Origin of the sequence: Halobacillus sp. GSS1 (assembly GCF_017307035.1) — a bacterium.
Taxonomy (GTDB): Bacteria; Bacillota; Bacilli; order Bacillales; family Halobacillaceae; genus Halobacillus; species Halobacillus litoralis.
In genome coordinates, this window is sequence record NZ_JAFLHE010000005.1 from 122,589 (window position 1) to 136,847 (window position 14,259).

Sequence of the window (14,259 nt, forward strand, 5' to 3'; positions counted from 1 at the left end):
AATAATAGGAACATTGTAGCTCCTGAATAAAAGTGTTTATATGAAAACATACACATATAAAAGCTATAAAATACAGCGTAGTATCACGTACAAACCATTGATACTACGCCATCATTTAATGCTCTAACGCACTGGGGGCAGGCACCGACATTAAGAGAGAAATTAGATAAACTACCATTTAAATCTGCGAGATAATATAAACCAAAAAATAATAAAAAATATTGCACCATACCCCATCATCGTACGTGGGAGACTTGCTTGTGATAAATAAAAAACGCTTATTAAAAGGTAAACCTGTAATACTTTATTAGTTATATTAGGTCTCATATTCTCAAATATATAATCTACATATCTAAGTAATAACCCTAGTACTAAGCAACCAATAGCTACACCTAAAATGCCAAATCCGCCATAAAAATCAATAATAGCTGACGCAGCTAAAGAGCCATTGTCTTCACCAACAAAATACTCATAAACAACTTTTGAATCAGGGAAAAGATCTGTTTGAAAAACCTTAGAAAATAAGCCTATGTTAGAAAATAAATAAAAATCTTCTATACTAGGAAAATAGTGCACGTACATTATAGCTGGCATTGATAGTCTGCCAATAATTCGTGAAGCGACTACCAATACTATTGTTGTTATAAGCTCGAATGGATTATCTGTACTATTGATATAATTTGTACTGGTAATATATAAGAAAAACAAGATAACAAATAACCCACCTGAGGCAATAATTAAACGCAATCTTTTTTTAATTTTTTGGTAAAGAGCAGATGATTTTACTCTATACATAATGGTGGGGTGTTTAATTATAGAATAAATCACCATTAAAGAGAGTAGAAACAAAATCAATGGCCTTTTTTGAAAAACTAATAATAAGAGTAGAATAGTAAAAGAGTTGTAAGTTAACATTCTCATTTTATCGTATATACTTTTTTTCTCTAATAAAAGGTAATAACCGAAATAGGTTGAAGTCAAAAATGGAATAATATTATATATTGATATAGTTAATAAATAATTACTTGTTACGACTCTTCTAGCATTCAATTGGTTATGAGGATTTGATCCAAAAATTGCTTCTAATATCACACTAATATGTGGTATCAGTTGAATCATAGAAACACTAATGAAAAAAGTTAATAAAATTCTGAGCTTCTTAATTTGAAAAATAGAAGGTTTTTCAATTTTAGAATTATTGAAAATTCCTTTATGAATGTATAATGGAGATTTTTTCAAAACTAAGTTTCCTATTGAATAAGATATAAGCACCAATATTAAGCCAGAAACAATAATTAAAAATGTTTTAATTATTGTTTCGTCTCTAATAATAATAAGATTTAACCCACTAAAAAAAATTTCTTCCCTAAATATGACCTCTTTTGTCCATGGAATAATTATTAAGCCTATTAAAATAAATAGTATATGACAAATAAAAAAAGTTCCTATAGCAGTATAAGGTAAAATCAACTTTTTCCTAAAAAGAAGCACAGTTAATATAATTAGTATTGTTAAGATTGATATAAATTTAACCGACAAAAAAATGCCCCCAGTTCAATTTAGTTTAAATGATTTTTTTAAGATGTTTTTTATATTCTTGTCAATTTTCAACATAGTATAAATCTCAGTAATAAATAAACTAGAAAAGAATTTGAAGACAATGATTATTGAAACAAAATATACTACAAAAGATATCATTATATTTATATTTAAAATCAATAAGGTATAATTAACTAACAACAATATACTTGATGCTAGGAGAAGTTTACCTAACGAATAATATTTTACTTTAGGGAGGTAATCTTTAAGATAGAATAAAGTCATTAATCCTGCAATGAAGAATGATATAATTATTGATAGATTAATAGCAATATCTCCAACAAAATTAGTTAGTATTAAAAAACTTAAGACTTGGATTATAATAGTAACTATTAAAGTATATAAGTTATATGGTTTAAACCATTTCATTTCAATTATACCCTTTAAGCCATGAAAAATACTGATAGGCACTAGAGCTAAAAGTATAGCATTATAATAAAAGGAAACTCCATTTACAATAGAATAGTCACGTAACCATAGATATAATATTTCGTCTCTCCAAGGGATCAAAAAACATAAAGCTATCACACTCAAATAAATAACAATACCAACTATATTCCTTACAGCTTTAGAAATATGACTATCAATATCTTTATTGTTAAGGTTTCGAGCTACTCCCACTGAAATAATTTGTGATATAGGGTTTATAGCTGTTTGTATAAGTCTTAGGAAAGTATATGCTATAACTAAGTTACCAGAAGCTACTAAATTATCTCTTAATAGCCACGGGCCTATTAAAATAACTAATGAATCAAAGAATGTGATTAACCCTCTATAACTCCCATATTTCACAAATGTATTAAACAAACGAGAAAATTGTTTATTTTTAATGAATAGTGTAAGCGAGAAATCCGTAGAAAAGTATGATAACAAGTAAATAAAACAAATGGAAATTATACCAATAACTTGAAAATGCAAAACTGTTTCTGGCGAATTGTTCAGTTTTTCAATATATAACGCTATTAATACAAAACCACTTGAATTCATCAAATCAAAGATATTAGATAGAAAAACCTTTCTCTCTGAAAATAAAGTGGAATTTGCAAGATAGTGTAATATTAAAGATAATGTAACCATCCATGTTAATAATCCAAGGGATTCGTATTGTTTCTCTCCGAACATCAACTCAGCTAAAGCATCATCATAAAACAAAACAATAGGCAGTGTACATATTGAAATTATGATCCAAATAAGAAAGCCAAAAAACACATAATCTTTTCGGCTATTATTTTCTAGATTCATAGAAACATATCTTCTGATTGTTTGGGCCATCCCTAATTGTAAAAAATTTGAGATAGTGCTACTAAACCTTCTAGATAATAAAAATATTCCTAGAAATGAGTAAGTGAAGATCCCTGATGATTTACTAATTACCCAAAGCATACACAGTGCTTTTATTATAGAAAATATAATGTTTATAAGTAATTCAAATTTCATTTTCATTATACTTATTACTCCCAAATATTAAGTAGTACTTTAAATTTCTTTAATACTGAAATACAATTTATTATAACCTTGTTTGCAATTTGACTTTAAAATTAACTTTTTACTTTTTTTTACAATTCCATATCCAAAACTTTGATAAAATTCTTCTGTTGAAATTGTGGAATTTTCGTCGGAAATTAGAGTGAAACACTTCCCAGTATTTTCACATATAAGTAAATAATCACTGTTATTGCTTTTAAAATTAATGCTATTATCCAAATGGATATATCTTGTAACATTACAATCCTTTATAGCTGTGAATTGATCAATACATCTAAAAAATTCTTCACGGTTCTCTTCAACGAAAAATTTACGACTGTAATCTATAAAGTCATTACTATAACCCGTATGAGATACATCTAGCTCTAAATTATTTCTAGTATGTTTAACTTCATTAACTGTAGGTATTGCAGCGTTATCAATTTGCCAATTACCCAGTAGATTTGCTATTTCTTTACCTTCCACCTGCAAAATATTATGCATACTTGTAGACCTATACTTTTTCAGCTTTGCTAAATCACCTGTGTATGTTGGGCTCCCTGGGTCTACAACAAGTTTTGCTCCTTTATATTCTAACTCATATGAAAGGAGATCATTATGTCCATGCCCGCCTCTTCCATTCATGCCTACTTCTCCAATATCAGTAAAGAAATAAATATCTGAGGTTTTATATACAATATATCCCCCCTCTTCAAATCTACTTAACTTCTTATCTCCTTTTTTCACATTTTGATGTTCTTTAATTGGCCCAAAGAATATAAAATAAGGATAATCATTTTGATCACCAAAATATGAAGTTCCCTCAAAGAACAATTTACCAATATCTAAAATAGGGGAATGCATTTTAATATCTATATCAAATATGAAATTAAGTATTGAGGCATTATCATTATCCCCAAAAACAGGTGCTGTTAAGTCATCTTTTAAGTATGCTTCAACATAAGAAATAGCATTTTGTAATTTACTTTGATTTTTTAGAGTGATGTTTTTTTTCTTAAGTGTAATAGTCGATAGTAAAAAAAGTTCTGTAACCAATCTATGATAGCCAATTGCCTTTTCGAAATTTACTCCATCATCATAAAATTGAAGTTGGAGTTCATTATCTAATTTATCTACAATATTCTTTAACCATCGTTTGCTCGGTTTGTAAATTTTTTCTAATTTATAACCTAGTAACAATAAAGCCACTAAATTAGCAGTATAATGATTTCCTCTTACATCAGTGTACTCTATAGTCTTATATAAAAATTCTCCATGTTTAGCTAGTACACGATAAAATAGTCTGTTTTCCTCTATACTAAGATTATCCCAACTATTAAGAATTTCTAGTAATATAATTAAATTTATAACCCTAATTGAGCATTCCATAGGATTCCAGTTTATCGAATAACAATATGGATTGTTTTTCTCCCAATCCTCTAATATGCTAAATATGTCTTTTTTATTTATACAACCTGTTTCATCCACTAATAGCGCCATAGGTATTAAAAAGTTCAACCTTGATAATTCCCAGGGATATTTAACATCGTATGGCTTAGATTTTTCTGTACTATAATAATTATACCTCCGAAAATATTTCTCCCCCCAAAAGTAATTAAACCTCCAATCTTCATTCCAATAGTAGGAAAAGTTGCTTGGAATACAATGACCTAACAGCTCATATTTACCATCTCTTACCCTACTAGTTACTCCATCATAATAATCGTAATACCTATATATATTAGGTTTTAATAGAGATAAGTTATCATATAAAATAATGTTTTTTTGTCTATTTGCATCCGTCAAGGTAAGGCTTTTATCAATATTCTTTTCTACCCTATCCCATCTATTGATGATTCTATATGATTCCAAAATTAACTCTTGAGTAGTTCTATATGTAATTACGCCTAAAGGTTTTGAGAACAATCTTTTAGCTTTATTTACAAATCTTTTCATTAGTTAACTTCCTTTCACCGGATACTCCGTCACTCATATAGCAAGAGACTTACAAGATTTGTTGTTCAAATGTTAATACACAGTGCATTAGAAAGTGATGGGTATATTCAGGCTTGGAATAGTCTAACTTCTCCCTACTTCCTTAAACATAAATACTATTAGTCTTTGTATTTATAAATATTATAAAGCCTTTCATTAGTTGCTTCATATTTATTCTTATTATAAAATGCTTTGCAATTCCTCTTAATTGTTGCCATATATGAATTGTCTCTTAAACTTAAAAGTGCCTCCGTTAACTCGTCAATACTATCATCTTTTATTGCAATACCTAGTCCGTTATCTTCAACAATATCTGCTAGCTCAGTATTTTTCGATACAATCAATGGAAGTTCACACAAAGTTGCTTCATATAGTCTATTCGGTAACGCAATTCTTACATTTTGTATATTAGTATCGTACACTGAAAACACACAATCAATATTACTATATAATTGAGCTATTTCTTTGTTATAATTATAAGCCCCATGAATAGTGACATTTTCCATTCCAGCACTATAATTTTTAATTTCATTAAGGTCTATTCCATTACCAGCAATCAATACATCTACATCTGCACGATCAGCGGCATCTATTAACATTTTAAGTTGCTTTTTATATCTTACCTTCCCAATAAATCCTATACAAAATCGGCCTTTATCCTTTGCTTTATAACCATTAAATGATGCTTCTTCCGGGGCATTAGGTAAAAACACAGTAGAGTCTTTAGAAATCATCTTTTGATAATAAACCTTCCAAAAAGATTCGGAAGTTACAATCAACCTATCTACTATACTCATTCCAATTCGTTCAAGTAAATATATAAACATTTTCATTAAATTCCCAGAAATAGATTTAGATTTGTTTAATGCTAAACTATGAATATCGCTAACCTCATATATAATATAAGGACGTTTCTTTTTAGTAAGACTATACAACCATACTAAAAGTAACATGTCTGTTTTAGTTACATGGATGCAAGAAGGGGCCTCCTTCTTTAAAAGAGAAAAGGCTTTTTTGCAAAATCTTAAAGTTGCCCCAACCCTCTTTAAAGGTTCCCCTTCATTTGCATTTTCAATTATTTGATGTTTCTTAACCCCCGTGGGCATACTTAAATTACTGGTTTTATCTGTACCTCTATCCCAAAATATGACTGAAGTATTCTCAACTGAATTTGCAGTATTTATACGTTTGACCATTCTAGGAATTGGAACATATGGAACTAGAAAAACTATACTCAACCCTTTACACGCTCCCTTTTTCAATCCTACCTTTCTAAGACATCCGCTATCCTTTTACTGGCATAGCCATCCCCATATGGATTACTCGCTAAACTCATTCTTTTATACTCTTCTTCATTTTCGAGTAAGGCTTTGAAAGACTGGTATATTGTCTCTTCAGCTATACCTACCAATTTTAATGTTCCAGCTTCGATACCTTCAGGTCGTTCAGTTGTGTCCCGCATTACTAAAACTGGCTTGCCAAGACTAGGCGCTTCCTCTTGAATTCCTCCACTATCAGTTAGAATCATATGGGATTGTGAAAGAAAGTTATGAAAGTCTAAGACTTCCAAAGGCTCGATAATCCTTATCCTTTCACAGTCTCCTAGTATTTCTTCAGCAGCTTCTCTTACTAAAGGATTCATATGTATTGGATAGATAGCTTTAACATCTTGATTCTCATCTATAATACGTTTGATAGCTCTAAACATGTTTCTCATTGGATTTCCAAGATTTTCTCTCCTATGAGCAGTAATCATAATAAGCTTACTGTCCTCAGCCCAGGTTAAATGTTCATGAAAATAATCATCTCTTACAGTAGTTCTCAGTGCATCAATTGCCGTATTACCAGTTACAAATACTGTCGATGGGTCTTTTCCTTCATTTATTAGGTTATTTCTAGATGTATCAGTAGGCGAAAAATTATATTGTGCAACTATACCCACTGCCTGACGATTAAATTCTTCAGGATATGGAGACTTAATATTATAGGTTCTTAAACCTGCCTCCACATGACCAATAGGTATTTGCATGTAGAAGCAAGCCAAAGCAGTAACAAAAGTAGTAGATGTATCACCATGAACTAACACTACATCTGGTTTTACCTCTTCTAAAATCCCTTGCATTCTTTCAAGTATACTAGCAGTTACATCAAACAATGTTTGATTTGCTTTCATTATAGATAAATCAAAATCAGGTACAATGTTGAAAGCAGTTAAAACTTGATCAAGCATCTCTCTATGTTGGCCGGTAACACATACACTTGTATCTAAATTCTTTCTAGTTTTTAATTCTTTGACTAGGGGGCACATCTTTATGGCTTCCGGTCTAGTTCCAAAAACAACCATTATTTTTTCCAACTTTAACGACCTACTTTACTTTATAATTTATAAACACCTTCAAAAGGATAAACATTTTTCGTATCGAGAACTAATTTATCCTTAATCAAATCCATATTATCTTTAAGATGATTATGGCCAACCATCAGTACAATAATTTCTATTTCATTCAAAAAATCTTCAAAGTTCATGTATTGATGGTCTACTATTTTCTTATTAACGTGTGGATCAAATACTTTCACACCAAAAGCTAAGTGCTCATCCATTCTTTCTAATAATTGAAGAGAAGGGCTCTCTCTTGTGTCATCAACATTCTCTTTATATGACAACCCGTATAAACCTACCTTTGATATATCTTTAATCTTATGTTCTCTCATAATGTCTCTTATCCTACCCAGAACATGCCTTGGCATGGAGTCATTGATCTTTCGTGCCGTAAGAATAAGGTTAGTCAAATCTGGATAATCTCCAACCAAGAACCATGGATCTACAGAAATACAATGACCTCCAACCCCCGGTCCTGGTTGCATAATATTAACCCTAGGATGCATATTTGCAATTTTAATAATTTCGTAAACATCCATATTATCAGTATGACAAATTTTAGCTAACTCATTTGCAAATGCAATATTAATATCTCGATAAGTATTTTCAACTACTTTTGACATTTCTGCGGATCTTATATCGGTTACTACGATATCAGCCTTACAGAAACTTGAGTATAAACCCTTAATTTTCTCGCCAATCTCTATGTTATCCGCGCCTATCGTTCTGGAATTATATTCAAGTTCATGAACCATATTTCCAGGAATAATTCTTTCTGGGGCATGTAATAAATGTATATCTTCTCCAATTACATATCCCCGACTTTCTATCACAGGACGAACATACTTATCTACTGTCCCAGGTGAAACTGTTGATTCTATAATTACCGAGGCACCTTTATCACAAACATCAAGAACACTATTTAATGCAGAAATTACGTATTTCGGATCTAGTTTTTTACTCTCTTTTATATAAGGGGTTGGAACTGCAAGAATATAAGTGTGAGTCTTTTGATATTCATTTGAGAACGTGATCCCATTAGTAAGTGCTTCTTGATGTAGTACTTCAAGCCCATCTTCTTCAAAAGGAAGGTCTCCTTTTGATAAAGAGTTTACAAGATCCGTGTTGTAATCAGTCCCTACTACTTTTTGACCACTTTTGGCAAACATTAATGCTGTGGGTAACCCAATATATCCCAAACCAATTATGTTAATCATTCTAATCCTCTACCTTTCAGTTAATATTATCTCAATTTTATTATTACATTTTTTTTCCTTCATTTTAACTCTAATAAAAACGAGGTTAACTTCCTCTTTCTTCAAGTAATACAAGCTTCTAAAAGCTTTTTTCACTTCAATTTCTCCATCAGTTTTAACATTAGCAATTACTTGGTCATCATTGTATAATAAAATACTTTTCTCGGTATTTTTCACTTTACAAGGTGTGTGAAAATAAAAATCACAGTACTCTCCGCCTCCGATAACTTCATCAATAATGGAATATCCTTGTTTTGTTTTTTTTATACTTCTTGTATGTTCATAACCATTTTTGGAAATCATTGTTCCCTTGAAGCAGTCACTTCCTAGTGTTACATTATTACGTCTAGACCAATCATAAACCAAAAAAGGCTCTCTCTTTTTCATCTGCTCTTTTCCATCAACTTTTACCGTATTGTGTGCTGAAGTTAACGACATCTCCTTACCAATACCAGAGGCATAAGAGTAACTTCCACTATCACAAAAAACATTTACACCATTGTGCCACAAATCAATATGGAGTTGATCCATTTGCGCTGGACGACTTTCAAAACCTTGGAGAATCGTCATTAAAAACCCTCCAGAATGCCTCAAAGAATATAAACCTGATGCTTCAAACATCTCAGTTTTCTTCTCTATCAATGACACAGGGTAGTCTCTTGGTTCTTTTGTGCCGAACCAAATAATTTCTTCATCATAGGATCCTGAATTGAAAATTCTTTTACCATCAACTATTGCGAATATTGTATTAACTATGGGCCGGAAATCTCTATATCCACAGGCAGTGACTGGAAATATTAATGCGCCATCATTCGAACCATAGTTTGGCACATCTCCTGATTGATCTTGTAATTGATATAGTAATTGGGCACTGTTTTTTATAAGCTTTTTACTTTGATCTGAAATTTGGTGTTTAGTTTTTTCACTAATTTTCATAACAAACTCAGCTATTTGAAGTGCAAACCTTTGATAATTAAAAGAGTATTGCAAATATCCACCGTCTGGTAGAAACTGTTTTTGAATTTCTTTATCAAGCAGTATGTATGCATTCTTTAACCCTTTATTATCTTTAGATGCCCACGCCCCTATAATAAGACCTGTAATTTCAGATAATGTATGATTATTTCTTATACATTTGTGTGCATAGAAGAAGTTAGATAATATTTTTTTATAACTATCACCTATAAGTTGAACAAGGTTTTCTTCATCACTTGAGTCAGTTAAACCATATAATTTAAAAGCAGAATAAGTAATTAAAGCATTAATCATTCTCAGAGATGCTTCTTGGCCACACTTATAATTAGGCCCATAAGAATACTTGTTCTCTTGTAACCAATTTTTCAGTTGATCAGAAAAAGCATTATAGTATTTTTCGTTCTTGGTTAACATATACGCTCTAACAAAATAGAAGAAATGAGTAAGTCTCGAAGCTTCCCATATTGCCTTGATGTCACCACGTTCTGAATCAAAATCTGAAATTTGATACCATTTTAAATCTTTATCTACTTCTTTTTTTGTAATTGGACTATAATGCCAGCGAATTGGATAACCGTAATCAAGTTGTATAGATGAAAAGCCTAAAATCTTTCCTTCTAAGGCATCGTCTGCAATGGAGATTATCTCTTCTTTATTTTCTAGAGATAATTTACTTAAAAAGTCTTCTAATAACTCATGGTTTAATTCAAATATATTTATTCTTTTTATTTTCACTTTTGTTTCAAATAAACTTTCACTTGAAGGTATTGCCCTTAACAACTTTAGTTTTGCAGAATAAAGTGAGCGGTTAAAAATCCATGGTAAACCATATTCTCTTATAAGTGACTTGATCATAGCAACACCTCCCACATCATTTTTGAACTTCCTCAATAATACCAATTAGATCTTTAGTTAATTTTCGGAAGTCAAAATCTTCTGCAGCACTCTTCGCATTTTGTGATTTAATGTTATAGAGTTTCTCCGGCATTTTTTTCATTGTTAATACTGATTCAGCTAGATCTTGTGGTGTACATTTTTCCAATTCTATCCCACATTGATATTTTTCCAATATGGAATAACCCATTTGAATTGTAGAGATTATAGGTTTTCCTGAAGCCATATATTCAAAAAGTTTGTTAGAGCTATTACCTCTAGCCCAGTTATATTGAGAGTTTGAATAATTTAGTAGGTTTACTGAAGATTTACTTAATATGTTCGGAATTGAACTTTTATCTACGAAACCCTTTATTTTTACATTTGAAATATTTTCTTCATGTACTCTTTTCTCCAACATGTGCTTTTGATTACCATCACCATATATTAGAAATTGTATGTCTTCTCTATCTTGGATTAATTTAGCAGCATCTAAAATATTCCCAACATTATTTACAGGACGAATAGCTCCTACGTACACTACATTAAACTTGTTAGAATCTAAATCTTCATCCTTTACTTCATTTTTAGAAGCTAATTGTTCAAAAGCTCTTAAATCTACGCCATTATTAATATAATGACATTTAGAGAGTTCGATATCCCCTCCTTGGGTCGTATCCCATTTTTTTTCTTTTATATAATCGGTGTCCCCTTCTTTTGTAAAAATTAGAGCATCAGCATTCTTATATATCCAATGTTCACCTCTAATGAGGACACGACCAAATAAGCTTTTTTCTTTAGCTTTATTAAACGAAAAAATAGCTTCTGGCCATAGATCACGTACTTCACAAATGCAAGGTACTTCTAGTTTCTTAGCTATTTGTATACCTGCAATCATAGTTAAGGGATGAACACTTGACGCTATTATTACATCGGGTTTCCCATATACTTTGGCATATTCTTTTGCCGCAGAAAATAAATTAATGAAAAAAAGACTCATATTTTTTATTCTATCTAGGCCGTTCTCTAACGCAGCTTTGGTTTTCACAAATACAAATGGAATGTTATCTCTGGTATCTGTAGTGAATTTTTTTTTATTTGTATCAATAAAACCTGCTTTATTATGAAAAGTGTTAGCACAGAAAATGGTAGGTTCATAACCTTGTTCAATTAAATTTTTTGCAAACCAATAGTGACGTCCACCACGGTTCTTATACATATCCGTTGCATAATGGTTCCACATCCAAATCTTCTTCCCCAAATTTCCCACCTCAATTAAAACTTTTAAATTAGACACACTATCCTTTTAAACCTTCCTTGCTGGAACTCCCACATAGGTACCAGGTGTATTAATTTCTTTAATCACTGCCGCACCAGCGCCAATCTTACAATCAGTGGTTATGTATAAGTTGTTACTTACTACGCTTCCAATCCCTATCCATGTACTCTTTCCTACTTTTACATTTCCTGCCAAGTGTACACCTGGTGAAATATGGACATAGTTCGAGAGTGTATTATCATGATCTATTGAAGCACTCGTGTTAACAATACACCCCTTACCGATATTGGAGCTAGGATTAATTATCGCCCCTGCCATGATCACACTACCATTTCCAATATAGACATCGAATCCAATAATAGCATTAGGATGTACCAAAGTAGCCAAGCGCGCTCCTTTACTTTCCAGGTCACTTTGTATTGATTCACGTAACTTGTTATCTCCTATCCCAACAATAAATTCGTATTCATCTATATAATGTAGTGAGTCATCTACTTTCCCCATAACATCTAATTCTAAAGGTGATTGATTAATGCTTTTATCATCTAGAAAAACAATTTCATTCCAGTTATCCATTTTTAATGCGATATCCGCTACCACTTTCCCATGCCCACTAGCGCCAATAATAATCAATTTATTACTCATTCGATTTTTTTCCCTCTTCATTTCCTTTAAACGGCACAACAGTAGCCGAGGCATCTGAATTTATACCCTCTCGTACAACTACTTTCTTAATCGTAGAAAGAACTATATTAAAATCTTTTAATAATGTAACATTATCTACATAATGCACATCCAAATCAAATTTCTCTTGCCAGCTAATCGCATTTCTACCACTCACTTGAGCTAAACCAGTAAGACCTGGTTTAACCTCATGCCTTCTTTTTTGATGGTCATTGTACAATGGGAGGTACTTCATTAATAAAGGCCTCGGACCAACTATAGACATATCGCCTTTTATTATATTAAAAAGTTCTGGCAATTCATCCAGTGAAGTTGAGCGCAAAAAGGCACCAAATTTAGTGAGGCGTACATCATCTGGTAGGAGCTCACCTTTTTCATCTTTTTCATCGGTCATTGTTCTAAACTTGTACATAAAAAAAGCCTTTCCATCAAGACCTGGACGTTCTTGTTTAAACAAAATTGGAGAACCTAGTTTCTTTCTAACCATAAACGACACAATTATGATAGGGATGCTTAGAAGAATAATAGCAATTGAGGAAAGAGAGAAATCAACTACCCTTTTGATAAAACCTTCATAAACACCCTTTTTCTTGTACACCATTATTTCACCCACAAACCTTTAACTGTTTTTACAACTCTATTCAAATCTTCATCAGATATTTTCGTGTCGGATGGTAAGCAAATACCGTTATGGAATAAGTCCTCAGATACTCCCGTTCCTATATAGTCATAGTCCTTAAAATAGGGTTGCATGTGCATAGGTTTCCATACAGGTCTGGATTCAATATTTTCCTTTTCAAGGGCATTCATTACATCTAGCGGCCTAACTTTACTTTTTAGGGTCAAAGAACTCAACCAGTAATTCGGTTCATCCCACTCATTTATAGGCATGAACTCAACTCCCTCAAGGTCACCAAGTTCCTTCTTATAAAATTCAAAAATATATTTTTTCTTTTCCACTCTCTCATGCAGCACCTTTAGCTGCCCTCTTCCAATACCAGCAACCACATTACTCATACGATAGTTAAACCCTAATTCACTATGCTGGTAATGTCTGGCTTGATCACGGGATTGCGTGGCCCAAAACCTGGATTTTTCTATCTTCTCCTCATTATTTGATACAAGCATCCCGCCACCAGAAGTTGTAATAATCTTGTTTCCATTGAAAGAAAAAATCCCATAGTCTCCAAATGTTCCTGTGTGCTGCCCTTTGTAATAACCACCCAACGATTCAGCTGCATCTTCAATAACAATTACATCATGTTTCTTACACACGTTCATTATCTTGTCCATATCAGCTGACAACCCATATAGATGGACAACAATTACAGCTTTCACTTCAGGGTACTTCTCAAAAGCTTCTTCTAATGCTTCAGGACACATATTCCATGTTTCATAATTACTATCTATGAAGACTGGGCTGGCGTTTTGATAGATGATAGGATTGACAGTTGCTGAAAATGTTAGTGTGGGGCAAAAAACGATATCCCCTTTTTCAACATTAGCTGCTTTCAATGCCAAATGAATGGCAGCTGTTCCGGATGACAAAGCTGCAGCAGCTTTGGATCCGACTTTTTCAGCTAATTCTATTTCAAATTGGTTTACATTATTTCCTAACGGTGCAATCCAGTTGGTGTCAAATGCTTCCTGTACGTACTGTCTTTCATAACCCTCATCACTCATGTGAGGGGATGATAGAAATACACGTTCTCCCACGGTTTACGACTTCCTTCCTACTGACTTGTCTATTATGT

General features: G+C 32.1%; 11 protein-coding genes. All 11 read right to left on the reverse strand.

What is annotated here, in order from left to right:
- Nucleotides 1-171: 171 nt before the first annotated feature.
- Entirely contained in the window at nt 172-1,539 is a 1,368-nt protein-coding gene (locus J0K78_RS12285; protein ID WP_206947349.1) for an O-antigen polymerase, read from the reverse strand.
- A 15-nt stretch (nt 1,540-1,554) separates the two neighbouring features.
- A complete protein-coding gene (locus J0K78_RS12290) occupies nt 1,555-3,042 on the reverse strand; it encodes a hypothetical protein (RefSeq protein WP_206947350.1) in 1,488 nt (495 codons plus the stop codon).
- A gap of 33 nt (nt 3,043-3,075) precedes the next feature.
- Nucleotides 3,076-5,019, reverse strand: coding sequence for an alginate lyase family protein (locus tag J0K78_RS12295; RefSeq protein WP_206947351.1), 1,944 nt, complete (start codon nt 5,017-5,019; stop codon nt 3,076-3,078).
- A gap of 158 nt (nt 5,020-5,177) precedes the next feature.
- A complete protein-coding gene (locus tag J0K78_RS12300; RefSeq protein ID WP_206947352.1) occupies nt 5,178-6,320 on the reverse strand; it encodes a glycosyltransferase in 1,143 nt (380 codons plus the stop codon).
- A 2-nt stretch (nt 6,321-6,322) separates the two neighbouring features.
- Nucleotides 6,323-7,402 carry a non-hydrolyzing UDP-N-acetylglucosamine 2-epimerase gene (wecB, locus tag J0K78_RS12305; RefSeq protein ID WP_305037808.1) on the reverse strand — a complete coding sequence of 360 codons (1,080 nt, stop codon included), beginning with the start codon at nt 7,400-7,402 and terminating at the stop codon, nt 6,323-6,325.
- 32 nt (nt 7,403-7,434) lie between these two features.
- Nucleotides 7,435-8,655, reverse strand: a complete 1,221-nt coding sequence (locus tag J0K78_RS12310; RefSeq protein WP_206947354.1) for a nucleotide sugar dehydrogenase — start codon at nt 8,653-8,655, stop codon at nt 7,435-7,437.
- A 9-nt stretch (nt 8,656-8,664) separates the two neighbouring features.
- Entirely contained in the window at nt 8,665-10,524 is a 1,860-nt protein-coding gene (locus tag J0K78_RS12315; RefSeq protein WP_206947355.1) for a heparinase II/III domain-containing protein, read from the reverse strand.
- A 16-nt stretch (nt 10,525-10,540) separates the two neighbouring features.
- Entirely contained in the window at nt 10,541-11,803 is a 1,263-nt protein-coding gene (locus J0K78_RS12320) for a glycosyltransferase family 4 protein (RefSeq protein ID WP_206947356.1), read from the reverse strand.
- A 45-nt stretch (nt 11,804-11,848) separates the two neighbouring features.
- Entirely contained in the window at nt 11,849-12,466 is a 618-nt protein-coding gene (locus J0K78_RS12325) for an acetyltransferase (RefSeq protein WP_206947357.1), read from the reverse strand.
- Nucleotides 12,459-13,106, reverse strand: coding sequence for a sugar transferase (locus tag J0K78_RS12330; RefSeq protein WP_206947358.1), 648 nt, complete (start codon nt 13,104-13,106; stop codon nt 12,459-12,461). Before J0K78_RS12330 ends, J0K78_RS12325 begins: the two co-directional genes overlap by 8 nt.
- A complete protein-coding gene (locus tag J0K78_RS12335) occupies nt 13,106-14,221 on the reverse strand; it encodes a DegT/DnrJ/EryC1/StrS family aminotransferase (RefSeq protein WP_206947359.1) in 1,116 nt (371 codons plus the stop codon). The genes J0K78_RS12330 and J0K78_RS12335 overlap by 1 nt, the downstream gene beginning before the upstream one ends.
- Nucleotides 14,222-14,259: the final 38 nt, after the last annotated feature.

What these genes read in the sequence shown, in the direction of transcription:
- J0K78_RS12290 (WP_206947350.1), bottom strand. Translation starts at nt 3,042, where the DNA reads ATGAAAATGAAATTTGAATTACTTATAAACATTATATTTTCTATAATA.
- J0K78_RS12295 (WP_206947351.1), bottom strand. Translation starts at nt 5,019, where the DNA reads ATGAAAAGATTTGTAAATAAAGCTAAAAGATTGTTCTCAAAACCTTTA.
- wecB (WP_305037808.1), bottom strand. Translation starts at nt 7,402, where the DNA reads ATGGTTGTTTTTGGAACTAGACCGGAAGCCATAAAGATGTGCCCCCTA.
- J0K78_RS12310 (WP_206947354.1), bottom strand. Translation starts at nt 8,655, where the DNA reads ATGATTAACATAATTGGTTTGGGATATATTGGGTTACCCACAGCATTA.
- J0K78_RS12315 (WP_206947355.1), bottom strand. Translation starts at nt 10,524, where the DNA reads ATGATCAAGTCACTTATAAGAGAATATGGTTTACCATGGATTTTTAAC.
- J0K78_RS12325 (WP_206947357.1), bottom strand. Translation starts at nt 12,466, where the DNA reads ATGAGTAATAAATTGATTATTATTGGCGCTAGTGGGCATGGGAAAGTG.
- J0K78_RS12330 (WP_206947358.1), bottom strand. Translation starts at nt 13,106, where the DNA reads ATGGTGTACAAGAAAAAGGGTGTTTATGAAGGTTTTATCAAAAGGGTA.